The 24739-nt window shown below is 41.4% G+C and carries 24 protein-coding genes; 2 read left to right on the top strand and 22 right to left on the bottom strand.

Features of this window, described 5'->3' with window-relative positions; translation table 11 throughout:
- The 9 genes from SPTER_RS04500 to SPTER_RS04460 form a co-directional block, all read right to left on the bottom strand.
- Positions 1 to 837, bottom strand: a complete 837-nt coding sequence (locus SPTER_RS04500) for a CheR family methyltransferase (protein WP_144349242.1) — start codon at positions 835 to 837, stop codon at positions 1 to 3.
- A 28-nt stretch (positions 838 to 865) separates the two neighbouring features.
- Entirely contained in the window at positions 866 to 4363 is a 3498-nt protein-coding gene (locus SPTER_RS04495; RefSeq protein WP_144349241.1) for a response regulator, read from the bottom strand.
- Positions 4356 to 6164: an HD domain-containing phosphohydrolase gene (locus SPTER_RS04490; protein WP_144349240.1), complete on the bottom strand. Its 1809-nt coding sequence runs from the start codon at positions 6162 to 6164 to the stop codon at positions 4356 to 4358. Before SPTER_RS04490 ends, SPTER_RS04495 begins: the two co-directional genes overlap by 8 nt.
- 258 nt (positions 6165 to 6422) lie before the next feature.
- Positions 6423 to 7547 (bottom strand): tyrosine-type recombinase/integrase, encoded by a 1125-nt coding sequence (locus SPTER_RS04485; protein WP_170233143.1) that lies wholly within the window; start codon positions 7545 to 7547, stop codon positions 6423 to 6425.
- A 1463-nt stretch (positions 7548 to 9010) separates the two neighbouring features.
- On the bottom strand, positions 9011 to 10618 hold the full coding sequence (locus SPTER_RS04480; RefSeq protein ID WP_144349239.1) for an RNA-dependent RNA polymerase family protein: 1608 nt from the start codon (positions 10616 to 10618) through the stop codon (positions 9011 to 9013).
- Positions 10619 to 10845: 227 nt separating this feature from the next.
- Positions 10846 to 11625 (bottom strand): hypothetical protein, encoded by a 780-nt coding sequence (locus SPTER_RS04475; protein ID WP_144349238.1) that lies wholly within the window; start codon positions 11623 to 11625, stop codon positions 10846 to 10848.
- Positions 11612 to 12070 (bottom strand): hypothetical protein, encoded by a 459-nt coding sequence (locus tag SPTER_RS04470; protein ID WP_144349237.1) that lies wholly within the window; start codon positions 12068 to 12070, stop codon positions 11612 to 11614. The genes SPTER_RS04475 and SPTER_RS04470 overlap by 14 nt, the downstream gene beginning before the upstream one ends.
- 108 nt (positions 12071 to 12178) lie before the next feature.
- Positions 12179 to 14203: a hypothetical protein gene (locus SPTER_RS04465; RefSeq protein WP_144349236.1), complete on the bottom strand. Its 2025-nt coding sequence runs from the start codon at positions 14201 to 14203 to the stop codon at positions 12179 to 12181.
- Between the two features lie 11 nt (positions 14204 to 14214).
- Complete coding sequence (locus SPTER_RS04460) at positions 14215 to 14547, bottom strand: hypothetical protein (RefSeq protein WP_144349235.1); 333 nt, start codon at positions 14545 to 14547, stop codon at positions 14215 to 14217.
- 31 nt (positions 14548 to 14578) lie between these two features.
- Between SPTER_RS04460 and istA the strand changes: the two genes are divergently transcribed.
- Both istA and istB read left to right on the top strand, forming a co-directional pair.
- Positions 14579 to 15796, top strand: a complete 1218-nt coding sequence (gene istA, locus SPTER_RS04455; RefSeq protein WP_144349234.1) for an IS21 family transposase — start codon at positions 14579 to 14581, stop codon at positions 15794 to 15796.
- Entirely contained in the window at positions 15796 to 16593 is a 798-nt protein-coding gene (gene istB / locus SPTER_RS04450) for an IS21-like element helper ATPase IstB (protein WP_144349233.1), read from the top strand. Before istA ends, istB begins: the two co-directional genes overlap by 1 nt.
- Before the next feature lie 43 nt (positions 16594 to 16636).
- Here istB and SPTER_RS04445 read toward each other — a convergent pair whose 3' ends face one another.
- From SPTER_RS04445 to SPTER_RS04400, 13 genes are all read right to left on the bottom strand, one after another.
- The gene (locus SPTER_RS04445; RefSeq protein ID WP_144349232.1) at positions 16637 to 17071 is read right to left on the bottom strand and encodes a hypothetical protein; all 435 of its coding nucleotides are present in this window, start codon (positions 17069 to 17071) and stop codon (positions 16637 to 16639) included.
- 332 nt (positions 17072 to 17403) lie between these two features.
- Positions 17404 to 17976, bottom strand: coding sequence for a hypothetical protein (locus SPTER_RS04440; RefSeq protein ID WP_170233142.1), 573 nt, complete (start codon positions 17974 to 17976; stop codon positions 17404 to 17406).
- Positions 17977 to 17987: 11 nt separating this feature from the next.
- Entirely contained in the window at positions 17988 to 18227 is a 240-nt protein-coding gene (locus SPTER_RS24540; RefSeq protein WP_170233141.1) for a hypothetical protein, read from the bottom strand.
- Positions 18228 to 18411: 184 nt separating this feature from the next.
- Positions 18412 to 18759 (bottom strand): hypothetical protein, encoded by a 348-nt coding sequence (locus SPTER_RS04435; RefSeq protein WP_170233140.1) that lies wholly within the window; start codon positions 18757 to 18759, stop codon positions 18412 to 18414.
- Positions 18760 to 18945: 186 nt separating this feature from the next.
- A complete protein-coding gene (locus SPTER_RS25025; protein WP_211367468.1) occupies positions 18946 to 19155 on the bottom strand; it encodes a hypothetical protein in 210 nt (69 codons plus the stop codon).
- Between the two features lie 162 nt (positions 19156 to 19317).
- Positions 19318 to 20247 carry an AbiJ-related protein gene (locus SPTER_RS04430; RefSeq protein ID WP_211367466.1) on the bottom strand — a complete coding sequence of 310 codons (930 nt, stop codon included), beginning with the start codon at positions 20245 to 20247 and terminating at the stop codon, positions 19318 to 19320.
- Between the two features lie 4 nt (positions 20248 to 20251).
- A complete protein-coding gene (locus SPTER_RS25840) occupies positions 20252 to 20443 on the bottom strand; it encodes an abortive infection family protein (RefSeq protein WP_211367464.1) in 192 nt (63 codons plus the stop codon).
- A 1-nt stretch (position 20444) separates the two neighbouring features.
- Positions 20445 to 21047: a hypothetical protein gene (locus SPTER_RS04425; protein WP_211367462.1), complete on the bottom strand. Its 603-nt coding sequence runs from the start codon at positions 21045 to 21047 to the stop codon at positions 20445 to 20447.
- Between the two features lie 551 nt (positions 21048 to 21598).
- Positions 21599 to 22213, bottom strand: a complete 615-nt coding sequence (gene radC, locus SPTER_RS04420; protein WP_246105484.1) for a RadC family protein — start codon at positions 22211 to 22213, stop codon at positions 21599 to 21601.
- Complete coding sequence (locus SPTER_RS04415; RefSeq protein ID WP_144349229.1) at positions 22207 to 22413, bottom strand: hypothetical protein; 207 nt, start codon at positions 22411 to 22413, stop codon at positions 22207 to 22209. Before SPTER_RS04415 ends, radC begins: the two co-directional genes overlap by 7 nt.
- 73 nt (positions 22414 to 22486) lie before the next feature.
- Positions 22487 to 22792 (bottom strand): hypothetical protein, encoded by a 306-nt coding sequence (locus tag SPTER_RS04410; RefSeq protein ID WP_144349228.1) that lies wholly within the window; start codon positions 22790 to 22792, stop codon positions 22487 to 22489.
- A 184-nt stretch (positions 22793 to 22976) separates the two neighbouring features.
- Positions 22977 to 23525, bottom strand: a complete 549-nt coding sequence (locus SPTER_RS04405) for a recombinase family protein (protein ID WP_144349227.1) — start codon at positions 23523 to 23525, stop codon at positions 22977 to 22979.
- A gap of 189 nt (positions 23526 to 23714) precedes the next feature.
- Positions 23715 to 24737 carry a zinc-binding metallopeptidase family protein gene (locus SPTER_RS04400; protein WP_211367460.1) on the bottom strand — a complete coding sequence of 341 codons (1023 nt, stop codon included), beginning with the start codon at positions 24735 to 24737 and terminating at the stop codon, positions 23715 to 23717.
- Positions 24738 to 24739 lie beyond the last annotated feature (2 nt).

The following is a 24739-nucleotide window of genomic DNA, read 5'->3' as shown; positions in this document are numbered from 1 at the left end:
TTACATCACCTTTTGGAATAGCTTCATTTTACGATCCAGCTCTTTATAGCGATTTTCAAAAACGGTAAACCGCAGCGTTTCGGCGGTGCCAAGCCCGAGTATCCCGTTTGCCTTCAGGCTGCCGTAGAGCAATTCATGCACTTTGTTTTGCAGGGATTTATTGAAATAGATCATCACGTTTCTGCATAGAATGACGTCGAATTCATTAAAGGATGAATCGGTTACCAGATTATGCTGCGCCCAGATGATTTTTTTCCGCATTCCTTCGTTAAACACCGCGTTTTTGTCATCAGCCGTATAATATTGGGAAAAAACGCCGCCGCACTTCGCCATAATATAGTTGTCCGTGTATTCCTTCATCAAAGAAAGCGGGTATATGCCGTTCTTCGCCTTATTCAATACAACCTCGTTGATGTCTGTTGCATAAATTTTGGCTTTGTCATACAAACCGGCTTCCTTAAGCAAAATCGCCATGGAGTAAACCTCTTCGCCCGTCGAGCAGCCCACATGCCAGATCCGTATCAAGGGCAGGGAAGCAAGGAGCGGCAACACCTTTTCGCGGAAAGAGGTATAGAAAGGCGGATCACGAAACATGGCCGTGACATTGACCGATACCGCCATCAGGAGCCGCTCCATCCATTTTTCGTGATGCAGCACCATGGACTGCAATTCCGATACCGTGCTTACTTTCTCTATTTCCATCAGCTGCAATATCCTTCGTCGCATGGAGGCAGAGGCATAATCCCTGAAATCGTAGCCGTACAGGCGAAACACACCCTCCAGGAACAGCTGTATTTCAATCTTTTCCACCGTGTCGCAGGCGTGTTCTTTATCCATTTTCGTCCTTCCAGCAGCGCGGACAGCCTTATTTATACAGCCATACCCGCAGCAGCGAGAGCATCTGGGCCGTGTCAACAGGCTTGGTGATATAATCCGAAGCGCCGGCCTCGATGCATCTTTCGCGGTCCCCCTTCATGGCCTTTGCGGTAAGGGCAATGATCGGAAGCGCTCTGAATTCGGGCATTTTCCTGATCGCGCGGATGGTCTCGTACCCGTCCATCCCCGGCATCATGATATCCATTAGCACAATCTGTACGGCCGGCTCGTTTTTTATGATAACCAGCGCATCTTTTCCATTTTCTGCGGACAATACGCTGACGTTATGCCGCTCCAGCACGCTGGTCAACGCAAAAATATTGCGCATATCGTCATCCACGACCAGGATTCTTTTGCCCTGCAGCACGTCGTCTGACTGATAAATTCTCCTGATGATATCCTTTTTCGCCTGGGGCAGGCCGTCGATTACTTTGTGCAGGAACAGGGTGACCTCGTCCAGCAGGCGCTCCGGGGACTTTACTTCCTTCAGGATCGCGCTTCCGGCCAGTTCATTGAGCTTGCGTTCTTCTTCCGGCTCGATTTCATCTCCGGCATAGACGACGACGGGGATTTCAGCGGTTGCCGCATCTTTTTGCAGCTCGCCCACGAATTGCGCCGCGCTCATATCGGCCAGTTTGCCGCCGAGGATGATGCAGTCCGCCGGTTGCTTTTTTAACGCGGCCATTGCTTCGGCGCCCGCGCTCTTTGCGGTGACTTTCACATCAATGTCATGCAAAATCTGCTTTACGTTCCACTTTTTATGATTATCGGAGACGACGAGCAGGTTCTGGACACTGCCATTCAAACCCGTCCCGATGTTTTCGAACATTTTTTTGAGATTTTCATTGCTGACGGGCTTGTTCAGATAAGACAGCGCCCCCTTCTGCAGCCCGCGGATCCGCTCGTCCTCGGCCGAAACAATATGAACGGGGATATGCCGGATATCAATATCGCTTTTGAGGCGTTCCAGGATGGCCCAGCCGTCGATATCCGGCAGGCGCAGATCGAGAATGACCGCGGCGGGCATGTACTTACGGACGAGTTCGATCGCATCGCCGCCCTTGAGGGTGACGACTGCCTTAAAGCCTTTTGATTTTGCCATTGCGGACAGGATACCGGCAAATTTAACGTCGTCTTCCACAATCAGCAGAATATCAGCTCCGCCAGGCGCGAGGTCATGCCGTTCGTCTTCAAAATTGGTTTCGGATGCACCGGCAATTTTTTTCCGGGAGGATACTTCGTTATTTGTCCGCACTTCTCCGGCAAGGGGCTTGAGTACATTGCCGCCGTTCCGGTCAGGGTCCGGGGCTACGGACAGGTAAAGCGTAAACGCGCTTCCCTGGCCCGGAGTGCTGCGCACGCACAGCTCGCCTCCAAGCAGCCGGGCGCTCTCTCTGCTGATGGCCAATCCAAGCCCCGTACCGCCGTAGGTCCGGCTTGTGCTCCCATCAACCTGCTGGAAGGCTTCAAAAATGATTTTCTGTTTGTCCTGGGGTATGCCGATGCCCGTGTCGGCGACCTCAAAAGCCAGAACACGTTCCGCGCCGTCAAGCGCGCCGTGCCCGGCGGGCCAGCCTGCCGCCGCGGGCCCGATTTTTAAGGAAACGCTTCCTTCCGCCGTGAATTTAAACGCATTCGAGAGCAAATTCTTTAGGACCTGTATCATTCTTTTTTCGTCGGTAAGGATAGAACCCGGCGCGTCCGCATCAATCAGTATGCCGAAGCTCAGTCCCTTATCCTGCGCAACATGCCGGAACGTGCGCTCCATATTATCCCGGATCTCCGTAAGCAGGAGATTAGAGAAGCTGGGCATCACGGTGCCCGATTCAATCTTTGAAAGGTCGAGAATATCGTTGATCAAAGCCAGCAGTTCATTGCCCGAATCATATATGATGCCGGCGGATTTAGTCTGTTTCTCGTTCAGATTGCCAGCGGCGTTTTCCTTGAGCTGCTGCGCCAGTATCAGCAGGCTGTTCAGCGGCGTTCTCAGTTCGTGAGACATATTGGCTAAGAATTCCGACTTGTATTTGGAGGTCACCGCCAGTTGCTCGGCTTTTTCCTCCAGCACGCGTTTGGATTGTTCCACCTCACTGTTTTTCAGCTCGACCTCGGTCTTTTGGTCCGCGAGCTGCTGCGCTTTTTCTTCCAGCTCCTCATTGGTTTGAGTGAGCTCCTCCTGCTGCTGCCGCAGTTCCTCGGTCAGCGTCTGGGACTGTTTGAGCAGTTCCTCGGTACGCATCGTACCGTGCACCGTGTTGATGACAATTCCGATGTTCTCCGAGATCTGGTCAAGAAAGCTCAGATACTTATCATTAAAAAAATGAAAAGACGCCAGCTCCAAGACAGCCAGCACGTTTCGCTCGAAAATGATGGGCAGCAATAAAATATTGAGCGGCGGCGCTTCTCCCAGCGCGGAATTGATTTTCACATAATCACCGGGAACGTTAGTCAGCAGAATACGCTGCTTTTCAAGCAGGCACTGGCCCAGGAGTCCCTCGCCCGGTTTGAATTGATTGGCAATATGCTTTCTTTCCTGAAAGCCATAACTTGCATACAGTTTTAATGCCTGTTCTTCCGTTTCATGGATATAAAACGCGCCATGCTGCATTTTGACCAGCGGCGCCAATTCGGTCAGCACAACCTTGCAGACCGTTGACAGGTCGCGCTGTCCTTGCAGCAGGCTGCTGAATCTGGCAAGATTTGTATTTTGCCAATCCTGCTCGGCTTTTTTTCTGGTGGTTTCCTTAAGATTTGCAATCATTTCATTGACGTTATTCAATACGCCAATCTCTCCCGCCCCTTCAACCGCAGCGGAAAATGACAAATCCCCCTTCGCAATGGCCGTGGTGGCGGTTGTAATGGCAGATACCTGCGTTGCCAGGATTTCGGCAAGCTGATTGACGTGATCAATCAGTTTTTTCCAGGCGCCGGCAATCCCCGGCACTTGGGCCCGTTTGCCCAGCCTGCCTTCGCTGCTGACCTCGGCCACGACCCGTGTGACCTCCGCCGCAACGGCGTTGAACTGATCCACCATGGTATTGATCATCGCGGCTGTATTCAAAAATTCACCGGCGAGCTTTCTCTCTTCAATTCTGGTTGCCGCAGCGTGGGCAAGGTCGCCTTTGGCTACGGCGCCGATCACCCGCGCCATTTCATTGGTCGGCTGAACTACATTGGCAAGCAGACTGTTGACCGCTTCCGTGCAGGCCGACCATTTACCGCCGGACCCGTTATTTGCGAACCGATAGGCCGTCTTTCCCTCCGCGCCCACTGCATTGGCGGCTTTCTCAAGTTCGTTTGAGAAACTGCCGATTGTTTCCATGATCTCATTCAAAGTATCCGCTATTTTGCCGCCGATACCCGTCCTGTCAATCGGCATCCGCGCGGAAAAGTCGCCTTTTTTAAATGCGAGGAGGACGCCGAGCAATTCTTTCAGGTCAGTAACGCTCATGTCGCCGTTTCCGGCTGTTGTAACATTCTCATCCATATTGATACCTTCCCTGCGTTTTTAAATTTTCATCACCGCCACCCATGCTTTCACCGTGCTCCAGATAACTGATAAATTGCGTCGCCAGGGTTGGATCAAACTGGGAACCGCTGCATCTTTTGATTTCGTTCATGGCGTCTTGCTTGCTCATCGCGCTTTTGTACGGGCGGTCATGCGTCATGACGTCAAAGGTGTCTATAATCGACAATATCCTTGATGCAAGCGGTATTTGCTCCCCCTTAAGCCCTTGTGGATACCCTTTGCCATCCCATCTCTCATGATGGGAAAAAATATCTTCGGCAATGAGATCCATGCCATATATGGCTTTTGTGATTCTGTATCCCGTTTCAGGATGTTTTTTTATAATTTCCCACTCTTCATCGGTCAGCGGTCCTTTTTTCTTAAGAATGGCTTCAGGAACGGCAATTTTGCCGATATCGTGCAGGGAAGACAACAGCTTCAGCTCGTCAATGCTATTCTTGCTCAGCTGCAGTTCAGTTCCAAATCGGACACACAGCTTCCGTACCCGCGCGGTGTGCTCTCCTGTTACGTAGTCTTTTTCATATAAGGACTTTTCCAGCATGGCAATGACCGAGCTATACCTGTTTTTGCTTTCGGCGAACTTGTTGGCGTACATCCGCTTGTCCGCCATATCCAACAGCTCCAAAGCGGACTGTCCGGGTTTATATTGCACCGCAATCCCCAGGGCGATGGAAACCGGGATCCCATCCGCAGCGATGGCTTCACAAGACGTCCGTATCTTGTCTGTGATTCTCATCGCCGCCGCCTCATCGCATTTAGGCAGTAAAATAATAAATTCGTCGCCGCCCAGCCGCACGACGATATCATCTTTGCGGCAAGCTTTTCTCAGTATTTGGGCTACGGAAATCAGCAGCTTGTCGCCTTCTCCATGTCCTAAAGCGTCATTGACCAGCTTTAAATTATTGACATCGCCCATAATCACACACAACGGCAGGTTTCTTTCGGTATTCATGCCCTTGATTTCCGCTTCCAGAAAGGCGCGGTTGTATAAGCCCGTCAATTTGTCACGAAAACTCAAATCCGCTATTTCATCCTGAATCTGTCTTTGTTCCGTGATATCCCGGATCGACGCCAGATAAGCGGGCGAATCCTTCCAGGTTATTTCCACCGCGCGCAATTCCCCTACGATTGTCGACCCGTCTTTCCGGTCAATGTTAAGCTCGGACGCTTTGCCGGGAGCAATGGGAAAGCCGAACTCCCTGCCGGTCAGCTCTTCCCGCTCATGAACCAAAATTTCGGCGGCGGCCGGATTGGCATAACAGATGACTCCCCGCCGGTTTACAACGACCATGGCATCCGCGTTATTGCTTATAATATGTTCCAGACTCTCTTTAAGGGCTTGGATTTCCAATGTTTTCTGCTTCAGGCTGACAAGCAGCCGTTGCCGCTCAATCGCATAGTTGACGGAGTGCATGAGCGAATTCGGATCTATGGTTCCTTTGACCAGATAGTCCTGCACGCCGTTTTGCAGCAGATCCTGAATGATGGTTTCGTCTTTCGTGCCTGTAATGACCACGATGGGCGTTTCAGGTATTTGGTCGCGAAGGCTGTAAAAGGTCTGTGAGCCGGAGCTGTCCGGCAGAGACATGTCCATGAGGACGATTTCAAAGCTCTCTTTTTCCAACAGTTCCAAAGCCGCAGAAAGCTCGTCTACATGCATAAAACCCGCCAGCGAACAATGCGCCTCTAAAAACATTTCCCTCAGTAACTCAACATCGTCCGGATTATCTTCGATTAACAGAATCTTTATATTTTTCATTTGCTTCCCTGCCTTAATCTTTTGGCGGCTTTTATTGATTCAAGGTACCGTTTTGCGTGCTTTCACAATTGGAATTTTTATGCGCTTATTTATAGAAACACCGCATAAAAAATCCATTCAGCGGAAAATACTAAATTAATGGTAGAATTATCTTGCTCCGCCGCAGTATAATTATATACTGCGGCAAATTGTTGCTTCATCGCATGTTTACTTGCTTTTCACGTCTTCATGACGGAATCGGCGACGGCGAATGGCTCGCTATCCGGGGTGTGCGATAATGTATAAATTATTCAATTTATTAATTGCCGCTATCTTTTGCTCCATCAGGGAATGAGCATAAACCTTGAGTGTGATAATGACACTGGAATGTCCGAGAATTTCACTCAGCGTCTTGATATCGACGCCTGCTTCCAGCGCGCGGGTCGCAAAGGTATGTCTGATGGCATGAAACTTACGGTCCTTGACTCCCGCGCTGACGAGAATTCTTTTAAACAGCCGCTGATAGGTACGCGGATCGATTGACGTATCCGACCCGGAGAGAATATAATTGCTTTCAGCTTTTGCGGCGTTTTTTAATTTGCAGGTGAGACTGAGCAGGAAGTCAGGAATCGGAATTTTTCTGGTCGAATTCTGGCTTTTGGGCGTGCCAGTGATCAAAATTGTCTTATTTCCATTTTCCGCAAAGTTTTTTGTGCGGGATACCGTTTTTACAATAGATACGGTTTTCGCCTCGAAATCAATATTTTCCCATTTTAAAGCGCAGAGTTCTCCTAACCGGATACCCGTATAGAAGCACAGAAAAACGCCGAGGGCCCTCTTATCGTTCATTTTCAACACCTCAGTCTCAATACGTCGCTGCTCCTGGACCGAAAAAACCTGAACCGCAGGATTATCAATATGTGGAAGTCCTATATTTTTTAAAATCGGTCTTAAATGGTCTGAATCCTTCAATATTTCCCCCAGAGCCACTTTGAAAACCGAAAGTATTTTCTTTTTATACGCCGGGGTAAGTACATCATTGGCATAAATACTTTTTGCAAATTGTTCGACATAAAACTCTGTAATACGGTCCGTTGCAGTATCTCTGAAAAACGGAATGACATATTTCCGTATGCACCAGTAGTAACTCTCATAGGTTGACGGCTTTACGCGGCCCAAAACGTCGCTTTCCAACCAGTGCCCAAACAGATCGGCTGCACCGGAAATTGCTCCATTTGTTTTGGGGGCATGGGCTAACGGGCTTTCCAGATAGTGTTTCTTTTTTTCCCTTACCTCTTTATAACTTTTTCCATAGACATACCGATACCCGCCACCCGGTTTGGCCATGCGCCCTTCCCAGCGCCCGTCCTTGCGTTTGTAAATGTTCTCTCCGCGTCTTGGCATAAGTTGGCTCCCTTCGATAACTGACGATAAAATTGACGGCGAATAGGTAAATTACAACCTTAAATTGAACTGCAGGCTGCCGTCATCCGCCCAATCTATAATATGAAGCCGCCGTCAAGGGTTGTCAAATTTGCCTTGACAGTGTCGAATGGCTTGTTTTATAATGAAAATAAGTAGAATTTTGTCAAACGATCTGCCGCAGTATATAATTATACTGCGGCATTGTAGCGTTTTGGAATCGTCCATCCGGCCCTCTTAAAGCAGCCAATTTCTTTTCCGTGCGTGTAAGCAAGCTGGCGTTCAAAGTATGCCGCGCTTCGTATTGCAAGCTAACTTTATTAAATTGCAACAAAAACGCAGACCAAATATTATCTGGTCTGCGTTTTTGCTTATGACAGCTGAATCAAGTAGTATTATCCCCGGGGTACCATGACAGACATAATAAATCTGTCATGGTGACGGTGCGCGGGGGTGACTGGTTCACCTTTTCGCAGGGTCACACCGGCCTACCATGACGCTTTTCATTAGGAAAACTCCCGTTTGCGGTATTGAAGCTCTGGTTGGGAGGATTTGCCAAGCCAAAAAGGAGGGTGGACGTATCCAGGAGAAAAAACAGAAGCAGAAAACGGCCGCTGAAAAGCCGACTGGCACAATAGGGTAGCCTCAAAAGCGGCGTGTCGCCCGATATTCTAGTACGCTAGGTGAAAAACTATCCCGTAAAGCCTTGAATAAACAAGGCGTTACGGGTTTTTCTTATTGTCGTGGGGCACTGCCATTTATTCTCCAAAAGGCATTTTCACATATTCTCCCTGGCTTTGCCAGGAATGCCCGCCACTCCATGGTGACCGCCTTTTTTAGCAAGCAGAAATCCCTGTATTTACGCGGGTTGAGGATAAAAAAATGACCTTGCATAAGCTTCGAAAAGCTTTAATGCAAGGTCGTTTTTTCTATGTCGGCAGGTTAAGCCTTTTTGCCTTTTGGCGAATAAATGGCAGTGCCCCACGACATAGTATACTCAACCTTATGACTCCCATTTTAACTAGCAATTCTTCAAATTGCAAGCATGAAAAACAGAATGCTACAGTTTTGCGGAAAGATTTGATAAATTTTACTCTGTGGGGTAAGCCTAATTGGGGATAATTCCACTATCAACTTGATATTTACTCATTCTAGTCTTTTTATTAAATTTAAATCTTGACCTTTTTCAAAAATCTTTAAAGCAAGTGCAACACTTATAGAAGTTCCAAAATCAGTCTCAGAAAACCATTTTTACACAGCCAAGCTACTACTTCCCGAGCCAAAACATTTATACTCTTTACAGTAACCCCTACAAAAGCATATCCTCGTTTTTTAACATCATCTACAAGCATTTCTAAACTTGTTTACCAATTCCCATCACTTGAAATACATCATCTATTACTAGAGTATCAGCTGTTCTAAGTGTCCAGCAAGTCTGGCTGCGGTCATATATTATCCATATGATCTTCAGAATTAAAATCATCCTCAGAATCTGTATCAGCAAAATCAACAGCTGTTTCCTGATGACGTAATGTAAGATAGGATTGTACATTTGATGTGATAGTTTGAACTTCTTGTATTAATGCAATTCCAGATGTTAAATTCTCACTGTAGAAATTTTTATAAGTAGTTTCTTTTTCAGTTTTTGATATGGCCTTTTGGGGAATCAAATACTTTACAATACTATTATCTAAATCAGAAATAAGGTCTGGGGAATAAAGAATTAAGTGATAATTTTGAAACCAATACTGTTCATCTTCCAATAATTTTAGAGCATCTATTTCACCCTGACTGAATAAAGTATCTTTTAGGTAATAAGATATAAGTATTTGATTTTCCGAATCTATTACCAATGATGACATTGAGGAGAGTAGGTCAGAAAAGCCATATGTCTTAATTGCGTAATAATAGTAAAGTTGCACATCATTTAATGGAGACTCTAAAGCAGCTTTATATCTTAATGATAAAAATTCTTTAATCATTTCGTTATCGAAGGAGTCCATCTGATTAAAAATGTGCGAAGTATACAAAAGTGATTCTGGCGCTAGACTTAACAGAAAGCACAATTGGTGATAATCATATGATTTTACAGTATACTCATTGAAATTTGTTTCTTGGAAATATTTTGTCTTAAAAAAGTTATTGATTAGTGATTTTTTGTTTTTTAAACCAGATAAAGACGAAACTCTGTAGATGATTTGATTTAAAAATGAAAGTGTATGTGAAGCAGTAGTATTATTTTGGTTTGCTATTTTGTAGTCTTTTAAAAGTTCTAGATTCCAGTGACGTATAATAGATTTCCAATATCGTGTTAAAAGGTTATAACTATTGTAAGCTTCGTAAGACCAAATTTCCTGTTTACTCTCGTTTCGCTTAAAATCGTATGATTGTAAGCATTCATCAAAGATGGTAGTAATCACATTAATGTCTTTTGAGTTACAGAAGATATAGAAATCATCTGAAAAATATTCAAAGTGAAATGAAATGTTCTTAGCACATAATTTATCGTTAAAATCCGCAGATATTTTTTTCAGCATACTTTCAGCAAAATATAAAGAAAGATAATTTCCCATGATTATGCCACCAGTACGTCCGTTATTTAAACCGGCCAGAACAAAATCTCCCAAGCCGTTTAAATCTAGGTAATGAGTATATATTTTCCCGTAGTACTCTTCTATGTCTAGCTTGAGAAGAGAATCATATAAACAGAGATTCATAAAATCATTATTTAATTGTCGATCATATTCTCCTGAAACAAAATCACCAGTATCAAGATTTGCAGATAACCTTTTGTGATCAGGATCAATTAAATGAAGATCCAAAAAATTTGGTAAAGAAGAATAATAATGATACGCACGCATAAAACTGATTGGATTAGGGAGTTTTATTGTACGGAACTTTTCTCCTTCTTTTTGTATTTTGAACGGAATGGGGAGTGTCCATGATAAATTACTTACGGGAAAGGTAGTAATATCAATTGGGTATTTTAGAGAATTGATATTAACAAAATGTCTTATGGGATTTTTAAAATTGTATATATTGTCAAAATTCATGTAAGTTCACCTCGACTATTAATATTCTGAAATAGCTTAATCATCTTATCTTTTGACTCCATTGTAACCGTCTTTTTCAGCAAGCAGAACATCACAGAAGTATTTTATATCCGCCCGCACATCGAATAGTTTCCCATAAAAAAATCAAGGAATCACCTTAATAAGCACACTTTTTTGATTTACCGCTTGATCAAATGCCGAAAATAATCGGAGCGGAGCATTATACCCTACTCTAATAGTTCGTTAGATTCAATAATTTTCTGTTGAGTAACATATCGTAATATTTCGCAATATATATCAAATAATTCATTAATTAAAATCACGGAATCAATATGATGATCGAAATAAACACCCTCATCTTTTCTTAACTGGAACACTTTGTCACCCAACTTAATCTCCATATCTTTTTTTAAGTGCCGCCCGTTGTTATGTACAGTATTTCTAAGTGCTCCTAAAAAAAGCAGGGTATTTTTATCTTGTTTTATATCACGTCTATATTGTTCTTTTATTTTCTTAAACAGATAATTCATTCTGTCGGGAAAAGAAATATAAATAGGATTCTCTTTTATGATCTCTTCTCTTTTTTGATCCAAAATTGTATCAATCCTATCTGACAACAAATCATTTTCGACATCAGTAAAAAGAATTTTTTTAATAAATTTTTTATACTTTTTAAAGTTGCTGTTCACAAGCTCGTTGTTTATTAAAATCTCATCTTTTTTAGTTATTGAAATTATAGCATCCTCAAAACAAGACCATATGCCAACATATGTGTCAAAAAAAGAGGGTGCTAATACGCTGTTAGAGTCATTTCGCACAAGCTCCTTCGTATATTCAATGCTAAAATTGTAGTCAACTCCAAACTCGCCAGTTGCTATGTTTTTGCATAAATACGGCAATGCAAAGTTACCCGTTATTTCGCTTAACTCATCTTTTATAAGAAGATATAAAAATTGATTTATTGCTGTACATGACGTTCCTAAAAAGCTATACTCAGGTTGCTCCAAAAAATCGGTATGCTCTAGTTAAATTATATTTTTCAAGGAATTCTACCATATCTTCACGATTATAATCTGTAAATGCTGGTAACTGCCTTAATGGACTATTTCGCCAAAGCACCTTATTTTTGGCATGACACAATTTCTCATAAAGTTCAATGCTACGTTCATGCTTCTTAGCAGCATATAAATTAAAATCTGCCAAACGGCGTTGATTCTGATGTTTTTGTTTCTCTGACAACTCTTGTAATTGACCTTTATATCCTTCTAATGAAATAGTAAATTGCTGTTCATATTCCTTTAAGCTCTTATCTAATTCTGACTTTTGCACTAGCAATTTTTTATTAAACTCATGCTGTTTATTAAATTTATAACTTGCCCACACCCCACCTATGATCGTTATAAAAATAGGTGCATATTTCACTATTTTATTCAAGATATCCAAAAATTCCATATAATCACCTCATTATTAAGTATATCACAAATAAAATAATTAACATTATATAAAACCACTTACTATTAGCGATAAAAAGAATCACCCTGATAATGAAACAAGCATCAATTATTTGTATTCGGCTTCCTTCATAACCGCCTGGCTGAGCGGGAAATTTGAGAACACATTAACAGTACAATCCTCTCTCAATAGCCTTGCTCTACCGACAGCTTGTTCTAACTCAGATTCGATCATCCAAAATTGTATGTTTCGCAACAATTCACTATCATTATCGAAGGTCATAAACCAAAATCCGAACTCGTTATGCCTTACTACCTGATACTTCAACTTGGCATTTTCATCAAAATTAAATCCCATCGTGTGGGCAAACAACTTATAAATCCACACGGGCTGATGAGGTGTTCCTATAGCATCTATATTTTTGCCTTTCAATGTATCAATTCCGGTTGTTTTTCCATAATGATAATTTCCCTTGCCATATTTTTTAAAAGTAATAGTGTCTACAAAATCAGTAAATTTTTTTATCTTATCAACAATACCGAGATTCTTGTCTATGTCTGATCGGCTCATTGTGTTTTTATAATATTGATTAAGTGTGCCTACATACTCAGCCTTTTTGCAGTTATAGAACTTCACTCTGTTCGCTCCGAAATAATAATTGCAGATTTTTTGATTTACAGTCGCCGATAACATGATGTATTTTATATTATTTTTTAATCTCAATGGTTTGAAAAAAACAATACTGTCCTCATGACAATTACTCTCAAATAAATTATTTTCATCAAATTTGTTTTTAAAATAAATTTTTTCAGCGTGACAAAGCGACGGTATATCAATGGGGGTTGATATACCGTCGTATGCGTTATCATATACAATATTTGACAGGGTGAACCATGATTTTGTTTTGGCAGCTTCGACTGCCGCTATTATTTTTTTTGCTAGTTTACTGTTGGAATCAATTTCATCCAGTACCTTTTCTAACTTTGAAATCGGTATTTCGACTTGATTCCGTATCATGCAATTCAAGATGATATCTTCGTCAATGATTATCGCATCATATTTTTTTAACTCCCAATAATCAATAGTAAGTAATCGGCTGTGAGTAGTAAAAACATGACAATCTGAGGTATAAAATTTAGTCAGATCTTTTAGATACTCTTTTAATATATCTGAACAGCGTTTGTCAACATCTCTCTTTGCTATTACCTCTTTGATATAATCGAATACTGCATGATGTTTTCCAATCTGATATAAACTCTCAATGTGATTCCAAATATTTGAGGGTAATTTATCTTTTACTTCAAGCAAAGAAGGAGTTTTTACCGCTTTAATACCTCTACCTATCGCTTTTGCATATAATTGATTTTTCAGGTCATTTGTCGGAAATGCAATCAAAATTCTCAGATTTGGTTTTTCCATATACTCTAAAATTGACGTACTCTTTCCCAGGGCTGTGGGGGCATTAAGGATATGAATTTTATTATCATCCGTTTCGAATGCCGTCTTAAGTTTCTGAGCGAAATCTTCCGCTGCTTCACCTCTATGATATAGTTGTTCTTTACAGTTAGCTAACTTTATTATTGTATGACGTTCCGGTTTTGTAGTAGATAGAATATCTCCTGCATGATTACATTGATTTTTATGAGGACAATAATTATCACATGAAGAAGATTTACAGCCCTTTTTCTTAAAATAGTTCAGATAATAATTCCAATCAGAATATTTCTTAATATTATCATCGAAATAAAAATGTGTCCTGAGAATATCCATAAATCTTGTTGAGCCTGATTCAATCTGAATCAAATTGGTTGCTAATCCAGACAATTCATCTTGATCCAGTCTTCGTTTACCATCTTCAAATTCCTTGAACAATTGACAGACTGAACTAATCTTATTTAGATCAGATGATCGATATGGTAAATGTATCTTTGTTTTTTTCTTGCATGAGGATGAGTTATTGATAGTATTATGATCATTACTATTGATGCAGTTATTAACAACGATCTTGTAATATAATTTATATTTTGGGGATTTATCACCAGATCCTATTATATATAAAGTATTTGGTGATAAAGTACCATTTCTATTATGATCAAATTCTTCCAGTTCTTCTACTACAGAAACATCAAGCATCTTCTGATTAGTTAATGCAAGTCCTGTACGATCAAAAAATTATATATTTTATCTTTGTAATGCTTTTTTCCATAACGATCATACAAATACAAACTCATATTACTGATTAATGAATCAATGTTGATCATTGGAATGGCTTCATCGAAGTATATTAGTTTTTTTCCTCCATAGTACATTTGTGAAATATCTTTAGAAGTTATATCTGCTTCAGGAAATATTGTTAACAGTGCATCCAACATGATCTCTGCTACTTTCGCATAATTAACAACAGTGTCACCGCCGGGATATAATTGACCCATAGAGCCGAAAAGAAATTGACCCACACCAAAATCATAAGCTACCATGGGGATTGACAAGATCACCAGGAGGTAGCAAATGTTAAGGAGTGGGCTAATACTTATGATACGGCAAAAAGCTTTGGCGGGTCAATCCCCGTATACAATTGGCAAAGAATTAGGTATATCGAAAAATACGGCAAAGAAATATGCTGCCGGTGATACAGGACAGCACCGGCTGAAAGGTCGGACAAGGCCTTCTAAACTCGATCCATTTAAGTCCATAATCGACGAAATGGTACAAAACGGCATATTCAACTGTGTAGTAATCTATGAACACCTACAAAACCTTGGTTATACAGGCGGCATTACCATCCTTAAGGACTATGTGAAGGACATGCGTCCAGCAAGGAATTCACCGGCGGTAAGGCGATATGAAACCCCTCCCGGTAAACAGGCTCAGATGGACTGGGGCATCACTCACTACCTGGATGAGCATGGCATCGTTCATAAAACGCCGGTATTCGTGATGATCATGGGTAGCTCAAGAAGTAAGTATGTGGAGTTCACGAAACGCTGCGATTTCTACAGCCTGCTTCGCTGCATGGTAAACGCCTTCGAATATTTCGGCGGTGTTCCCCAGGTTGTTCTCACTGACAGGATGAAGACAGTCATTGATGGCAGCGAGGCCGGCAAGCCGCTCTGGAATAAGCGCTTTGAGGATTTTGCCGCCGATATGGGCTTCCTACCAAAAGTTTGTCGGCCGAGAAGGCCTCAGACTAAAGGTAAGGTAGAACGGCTTGTGGACTATGTAAAAAACAACTTCCTTCCAGGCAGACAGTTTCTGGATGTTGACGACCTGAATCTTCAGGCACTGGAGTGGTGCCGTAAAGTGGATAGCAAACCACATGGTACTACGGGCGAAATACCACTTCATGCTTTACAGAAGGAGCCGCTCCTGCCTCTACCGGATAAAGCGGTTCGCGATAACTATCGCTGGGAACTGCGAAAAGTGACGCGCGATGGTTTTGTCAGCTTTGATGGAGCTAAATACGGCGTACCTTGGCAGTATAGCGGACGTGAAGTCAGAGTGCGAATTTCCGGTGACAAATTTGAGGCTTATGACGGCGAAGTGAGAATCGCCCATCATAAAGTGGTATATACATCGGGCAGAATCGTCTGGCTCAAAGGCCAGTATGAAGGATTGGCAGAAAGAAATGGGATGGCAGCCCCGTTTTCGTATGCGAAGCAGACGGACAACCCGACGGTTGAAATCAGGCCGCTCAGCTTGTATGACAGGGTTGCCGGGGTGATCTGATGATAGAACTGGAACACACCCGTGACCTTTTAAAAGAACTGGGACTTAGCACGGCATCTGAGCTGCTGGATGCACGGCTTGAGGCTGCGGCTCACAGTGAACTAACTTATTTATCATTCCTCGGAGGGCTTCTCGAAGTAGAGAACGCCGAGCGTAAACGGCGCAGCGAAGAAACAAGGATGAAATTATCTCGTCTTCCGCACCGTAAAACACTGGATGATTTCGATTTCAACTTTCAGCCAGGCATAGATAGCAGACAAATGAAAGAACTGGCAACACTAGCCTTTGCGGCACGGCGAGAAAATGTAGTGTTTCTCGGTCCGCCTGGTGTGGGTAAGACCCATCTTGCCGTTGGCCTGGCGGTTGAGGCGCTCAGAGCAGGCCTCACAGTATATTTCGTCAGCTTGGCTCAGCTCATTGCTGATTTGAAAAAAGCCATGCTGACCGGTAAACTGGACCGGCGATGGAGGGTCTACACAAGGCCAGCCATACTGATCATTGATGAGGTTGGGTATGCGCAGCTCGACCGCGAGGCAGCGGAGTTAATGTTCCAGCTAATCTGCTCACGCTACGAGAAGGGCAGCATAATACTTACTAGCAACAAGTTCTTTAGCGACTGGGGCGAATTAATGAGCGACACCGTAATTGCAACGGCCTTGCTGGACCGGTTACTGCATCATGCCCATGTCATCAACATTCGCGGAGACACTTATAGACTCAGGGATAGATTGAAGACCGGCGTAAAAACGGTGCCACCGGCTGACATCCATGCAGCGGACAAACCGACGATATCTTGATCGGCGGTTACGGGCTCCGGCGTTTTTACTTCCGGCGAGTGGGTCATTTTTCAACCGGCGATTCGGTCATTTTTAATCCGGCGTTGACAACAGCATTGTTTAAGAAACCAATTCTGAATCTCTCATGGTCTTTAGTAGAAGAAAATGTATGGTAAGCAAATGAGATCGGTAGATTATAGTTGTCAGCTTTCTCTTTAACTTGTTTCCATGAGATGATTCTATTGGCGTTATTATTGTTAAAATCTAATACCAGCAGTTGCATTTGTTCAAAATTCTCTTTTCTATTCTCACCATTTTTAAACGTTGCTGGGCAAAAGGTTTGACCATACTGGCCTATACTTTCAATATAACTTCTAATGTACTTTCGATCCAACTGTTTAACTTTTCTTCCAATCCTACTGTGTATCTCTTTTGCCTCCCATTTATCGGGCTTTGAGCTATACCGCATGTGGTCCAAACTGATTTTAATATCATTCATAGTCTGACCTCCTCCAAATTATTTTTTAATTTGGAGTTGAGGCAAAGAATTGATTAAATTAAAAACAGCCCTTCCGTTAAAATCGAGCAGGAGGCGGTGACTAACCGCCATCCTACTCGTTATATGTAGTATCGATGCCATTTACACAGTTCCGTATTCAGCGCCCCACAACCTTAGGTAGTTATCTTCGATGTTACTTTTGTAATGGCTAAAGGCATTTTAGATTGTCCTAAGCACCCGTCCCGTTATTGGCAAACATGAAGATGCACACAGCGTATCCTTGCAATGGATAACTAAAGCCGCCAATCCTAAATTTAGGATTGGCGGCTTATTTACTCTACATAATTTTTTAATCGGTAAATGTATTGTTTCATTTCTATTTCTTCTTGAATTATACAATGAGTATCCTCATGACCATTCTTTTCCCCAATGCATATTGTCATATACTGTTTACTACCTCTAATCCTATGATTTGAAACTAACAAATGCAACGAAACAAATTCCTCTACTTTTTTTACAATACGTCCCTCTTCCACGTCAAACTTCCCGCTTCTTTCCTTTATAGCCAAGTGAATTCGATTCCCTAACTCCGATGAATCAATCCTTTGCCCGAATAACTCAATAGCTTTTCTTGTGTATAATACGCTATATGGAATATTATATTTATTGGTATGCGTATAGCAGTAATCCTTAGCAACTATATACTCATCTATCATTTGATAGATCCTTTCATTTTTCAAAAGAATTCCCGTTATATCTCTAATATTTGAAGCAAGTTGACTCCTATTATCTTCAATCAACTTCTTTATTTCCTCGTTAACAAGTTCACACTCCCTAATTTGGGTAATTCCGAAAGCCGTAGGTTTATGTAACGGACAAACACTATAATTTACTTGATTATACACCGGTAAGCCTGTTACATTCCGCGGATAATGTCTTCCATGCATATTAGGTTTCCCTGTTTTTTCTTCCCGTATTGTGTTCCAAACAAATTTATTATTTGAATTGGATTATTACATGCTGGGCAAATTGCAAAATATGGTTTTTTATAACTCTTAGGATTTTGATAAAATGGGAATTGTTTATGTGTTTTTTGTATATAATTCTCTCTTGTTAGTTCATACTCTCTTCCATTACCAATCGAAAAAATATTCAACGTTAACACTTCCTAGTTTAATTGGAACTCTTTGGCTACAGGCTTCACTCGCTTTGTGTTTTACAAAATTATTATTTCGATAATATAAGAGGAAAACCCTTCCACTAATTTATCCGTCCGTTGGCTGTTTATCATAAACAAGTTAGCTGAATAAAAATAGATTTTTTAAAAAATCAACTCTAACTTATAGTCCGTAGTGAATCATAAATTTGTTTGCGTCAATAGCTTCGCGAATCCTATTTGCTAATTCATAAAGATGTCTATCCGTTTCTATACGAGGATCACTTATAACGATATCTAGGAAAATAGGCAAAGATTCAGGCGGTATTAATGTAACACCCCATCGGGCTAAAGCAAATTCAGGCCTATCCATACAATGAAAATACGTTTTCATTGTAGATAATCGCTCCCACCAGTCATTTATATAGACATCGTCATCAATATAAATACAATGATATCTTTGCGGCTCATATTCTGAATAATCTTTATGAAAGTCAACTTTATCAATAATCCCAAACTCTGCTTTAATCATAGAAACACCTCTAGTATAAATAATTGGCAGTTAGTTTGAAGTTTCAATATATCATTATAGCCAAACTATGATTCAACAAACTTCCTAAAATTACTCACCTACTAGCAGTTTATGGATAATGGCCACTTAAGTTTCGTGTATTGGCAACTCATTATCAACATATGAAAAATTCCTATTACCCTCATTTTAATACAGCATTTTCCCATTATCCAAATATTTAATCGCAACCGAAATTAATGATAGGCAGCGTTTATAAAAATAATCATAGTACCTATTATCCTCAATATCTGTTTTTGTAGTTTCATGGTGACGAATTCTAAAATTATTGCCAATCGCCGTAAGCTCATGGAATTCTTTTTCAAACAGCTCTACATAGGGATTTTTGTTGCTACCCATATCCCAAATGATTTTATTTATGGATTTTTTCTTATCTAAAGTTGGAGAGTAATATGTCTTTAGCCTTTCAAAAGCATCCCAAAGTTTTTCAACAGCAATTTTGAAATTACCTTCGTCGTAATATTTAGTGGCTTCTTGAAGTAACTCTTTAAGTCCGGCTTCTTAAATTGGTGCCAATGTACTGCTTTTTATTTGAACATCCAACGTACTTGTGATTTTACCGTTATCTAACTTTAAAGAAATACCATTTAACTTTAATATCGTATTAATTTGCGTTTCAAATTCGTGTGAATGGTTATATTTTTCAAAAATCTCTATCGAATCCAGAACGCAATAAGGTGAACTGTGATTTACAAAATCTTGTAGACTACCAGTTTCAAGATACTGTTTTTGATCATTGTAACACCTAGGAATGTAAAACTGGCGTATATCATTAAAAACTTTTTCGCCTGTTGATATGTCATACTGCCATCCTGTTTCATCTGTTTCTCGGTAGATGTCATTGTATCTTTCTAAAAATTGATAAATCTGATTTCTCGCACTACGAGTAATAGATAAGCCAATTTTCTTATCTTTTATTGCTTTTGCATTCCGTTGGGAGTAAGGAATAAACATCTTGTTTTCTTCTGGTTGAAATATTCTCCACCCATAGACATCACGATTAGATATTTTTACTGAAGGATAAAGTTCATACGCATCATTTTGCAATAATCTGTTTATCTCCGTAAGAAACTCTTTCCAATATCCTTTTTCAAATCTGACTGTTGGATGAAATATCTCACAGATGAATTTTAAGTACATTTCATCGCTTCCGTTTAGCAATTGGAAGCGTACATCTTCAAATACCCAACAAAAAGGGTAATCATCATTGTTTACCGTATGTTGCCAGATATCACCTTCTGCATCAGGCAACCTTGAATCCAAGCTTGCCATATTTTTCAGATCATATAATCTCTTGAGAAATTCGATCTCTTCTAGCCGCCCGAAATAATTATAGGTAACTCTTTTCGTATCCCAAAGATCGGGTATATCAATCCCGTTTTTAAACAAATCGAGAATATCGCGTTTTGTTATTTCACTAATTCGGTTCATGATTTCAAATATCCCTCCTTTCATGAGTATCCCAAAGGAAATTAACAAACGTTATACTGCTGCCAACGGCAAGCTTAGCATGTCGCTCTTCAAGTCCTTTGTATGTAGCACTTTTCCCATGACCACTACCATAGGGGTTGCGCAACGCTGCCAAGTTTGTAGCTATCGCGCGCAAATTACCCAAAATAGCTTTCATCTCAGTTGATGCTGGCACTGTATCTGGTATGTCTGGGCATTAGTTTCAGAAGCTTAACTGTCTCGCTAGTCAACTGCCCGACATCCCAGTTCTTGTCCCATTCTACTCCCTTTTCATCAAGAATGGTTTTGCAACAGCTTTCAATCAATTCCTTAGCTTTCCCGATTGCTTCTGTTGGATTTTCAGACTGCATTTTTAACATTAAATCAATCTGGGCAGAAAGATACTCACTTGAAAATTTCTCCTTCAATCTAATAGCAGCTGAAGCAAGAGGATTTTTGTTATATAAGATGCGTTCCATTATATCTTTACATCGGCTATATATTTTAGAATATTCATCATCGTTTTCAATTTCGTATTCGTAATGAGTTTCGTAATAATCTAATAAATCTTTCAACAACTTAATAGTATCATCCTCGGAAGCTTCGCCAATATAAGTCATTAATGATTTCCCTTTGGATTGTTTGTAAATCTCGCACAAAGGGACCCCAACACTTTCCAATGTAAACACATCAAATTCATTTGTGGAAAAATTTAAAACATAACCACCTCTATTGAATAGCTTCATAAAAATTCCTTTTTCAATCTGGGATAGTCTAGTCATGCTTCCTCCCTTTCTTTAAAAAGGCACAATCTTATTAAAATTCTTTTTTATGGCATTAAATTCAACAAATCTTGACTGATCTCCTGTGGATCTATGCCTTAGTTCTTGTTTTCGTGTTCATGAAAAAAATATTATGTTTAATAGCATTAATATATCAGGGTTATGTGCATCCACGATCTTTCTAAATGAATCTCACCAAATCCCTTTAGTTATTCTAGCTCAATATATTCTCCGCTCAAGGTATCTAAGGCTTGCAAGCAAAATAGTCTAACCACCTCAGCGAGTTGTTCAGCTAGCTCCTTATTCTCCAAGATATCATTAATCATCCTCTTAGCATGATAAATATCCTGGATTATCAGTACTTCAATAACATCATCGCGTTCAATATGTATCTTGATTATTAATTGCTTTTTAATTGTTTTAATCCTTCCCTAATTTGGATTGAAAATCAGAAATGCCCTATTGCGTTGATGCAACAATAGGGCATTAACTTTATTTTCTTATCAATCTTAGATGTGGTATAAGCTTCTTATATTGATAATTACTATTCATTATAATACTCCTCGTTCCTTTAAACTCTCGAATTTTCCCTTACCAATAATAACATGGTCAAGAATAGTAATATCCAGCAACTTACCTGCCTCAACCAATCTTCTAGTAATATCAATATCTTCCTGGCTTGGCCGGGCATCACCGCTGGGATGATTGTGAACCAAGATGATAGAAGCAGCCAATAACCGTACTGCTTTGCGAAAGAGTTCTCGGCCTCCTACGATGGTAGAGTTAATTGTGCCTTGGGCGACTACTTCTTCGGCAATAATGCCATTTTTCGTGTTCAGGTAAATTACCCGAAACTGTTCAACTGCAAGAAACTGCATATCCTCCATACGCTTAAAAGCATCGCCGGGAGTCTTGATCACTGGCGGTAACTCATTATTAACCCGGTATATCCGCTTAGCGATTTCTGCCAAGCATTGAATTTTTCTGGCTTTAGCCGTTCCAATTCCTTTGATTGCTTCCAGCTCTTGTTTTGACGCTTGCCAAAGTAGCTGCTGAACACTGCCGTATTGCGCCATCAATTCTTGTACAACAGATTTTTCTAAGATGGCTGCGAGCAGTTCTTCATCAGCCATGCCGGAAAGGTTGGTTTGGTTCAGCATCAGCATTCACCAGCCATACGCAAACCATAGATATCATCAACATAATACCGTCCTACAAACGGATTGAAAATTGCGGTGCATTTCACGCCATTATAATCAGCAAGATAAAGATTGTCTCCGATACTTTTGATAATAGTAGCTTCACCTAATACATGGCGGTCATGCTCTTTGTCTTTTAAGCTGTGTATGTATGCCATTACTCGCATAGCATAAACCCCCTTCCCTGTCTAATAGTTATGCAGCCGGAAGTTATCACTCCCGGCCGCAGGATTTCACTTTTTAATTGGAAATGGGAACATATTTTTTAATATAAGCAAACAAATCCCAAATGCTAAACTTGGCAAGTTCAGCGGCACAGCGAACGATTTGACATTGAAACTCCGGGGTCATTATCGTAACAACGCCGTTCGCTTTGTTTATTTCCCCTTCGGCTATGATCTGCCGGATACTTGCCTCGACATTATCATCAGTCAGATGCCGAACCCCAACATCGACTAACTGAGTAAGCCCCATCCGAAATAATACCGAGCCGTATTGGTTTTCCAGTCCGGCAATTTCATTCATCTTTTGCGTGATCGTGTGCATTCAAGCAACCCTCCATAAATAAAACAGCCTGGTATCCCTGTCATAAGACAAACTACCAGGCTGCTGCTGCAATTTAACCGGCTTCCTGCTCCCGCTCCTTTTCTTCAATATTTGTTCTGACAACCATATTTGGATTTTGTCAGCCATGAATGTATTAGATATGATTGGGCAGTAAATTTGCGCATCATATTTTCTTTACTTTCCTATAAAACGTAGACGGTTTCATGTTTAGCTTGCGCATAGCTTCAACCGCTGTCATGCTGCCCGATTTCCATTTAGACACGATCTTACTAAATTCCGGATGTACAATAGGCTTACGCCCCTTGTATTTTCCCTGTTCTTTGGCAATGGCGATGCCCTCGTGCTGACGCTGTAAGATATACTCGCGTTCCAATTCCGCTACAGCGCCAAATATAGTCAACATAAACTTTCCGGTCGGTGTTGTCGTATCAATAGCCTCTTTCTTGGATATAAACTCGACATGCTTGGCCGTCAGTTGTTCAATGAGTTCCAGTAAATCACGCGTGTTACGGGCGAAACGACTTATCGACTCAACGATGACAGTATCACCATGCCGGACATAGGTGAGCAGCCGTTTAAGCTCCGGTCTGTCGGTGTTTTTGCCGCTGGCCTTGTCGATAAAAAGCTCATCCACACCCAGCTCTTTTAATAAAACCTCCTGGCGAATAGTGTTTTGCTCTGTTGTGCTTACTCGTATATAGCCGATCTTCATTCAGATTCCCCCATAAAAATATGCCATTAGACTGTAGCCTAACGGCACATTGGAAAAGTGTCCCAATAGAGTTGTTTTTGGATTTTTGGCATGTACCATTTTTTATGGCAACCCTATTGGGATTTTAATCGAATCAGTCTCACTACTTACTACAATCATCAAATTGCCCCAACGATTTAATAACCTTAATTAGCCTAAATCTTCATAGGCATCGAAAACAAATTCCACCGGAACAACCTCAACCTCGATAGCGTCCTGTTCCTTAAACCTGACTGGCATACCATTTTCCGAACGAGCTTCACAATCATTCATCGCAACCGCCACATCAAGATCGTAAAGGTACTCATAAACATGTCCTGTGCTGTCTACTAAATATTGTTCATCACATTCTTCCATATCGCCGTTTGCCTGGATAACGTAAGCCGTATCCGGCAGCAGCATAAGTGTTTTGATTTCGCTTTCATTTACGCCACGGTAATATCGCTCAAAATCAAGCATATCCTCGTAATAGCTCCCGCCCCACAAACTGCGGCGGAAAGAGACAGCTTCAATGTACTCGAACTTTTCTGATGGCGTGGAAAGCATGTTGCCGACCCGTTCTATGTTTTTCTCCATAACTGGTAAATTCACATATTCATGCCTTGAATGTTCGCAATAGTATCCGGCGCTGATGTTAACCGCCGCTACTTGCAAGGCAGGCGCTATGACCGAGATATCACTGAAGCTCCCAAATTCCTCCTTGAACCCAAAGCCTGTCACAAATTTCGTAAACGCCGGATTATCGCAGTCGTAGAACACCGCATCGTCGGAACCGCGCCTGTCAAGCTCTACGATATAATTGACCGCCGGTTTTATATCACTTCCGACGAACTTATGCGCCCCGATACCGCCTATCTCCTCATCCTCGCAGAATAAGACGTGGCAGCGGTATTTCTTGATGATTTGCAGAATCATATATACGCCGGCACGGTCATCGCCGCCGATCCCTTCCGGTGACATCACAATACCGCTAACCGCAGAGTAGCAGACCGTTTTCACAGGTTCTTTGTGAACTGTGTCCAAATGGGCAACCAACAGGACCGGTAAACTGCCCTTGGCATAGATAAAGCCCTTCTTCGTCCGGGTTCTGTACCCCATGCGGGTCAGTTCGGACATAAGCATCTTTTTTAACGCATGCTGCGGTTTTCTTATAATCTCTTCAAAGGTCAACATTT

The sequence above is a fragment of the Sporomusa termitida genome, from assembly GCF_007641255.1.
GTDB classification, from domain to species: domain Bacteria; phylum Bacillota; class Negativicutes; order Sporomusales; family Sporomusaceae; genus Sporomusa; species Sporomusa termitida.
Note: the sequence above shows the minus strand (reverse complement) of the source record. Positions and strands in the feature narration are given on the sequence as shown.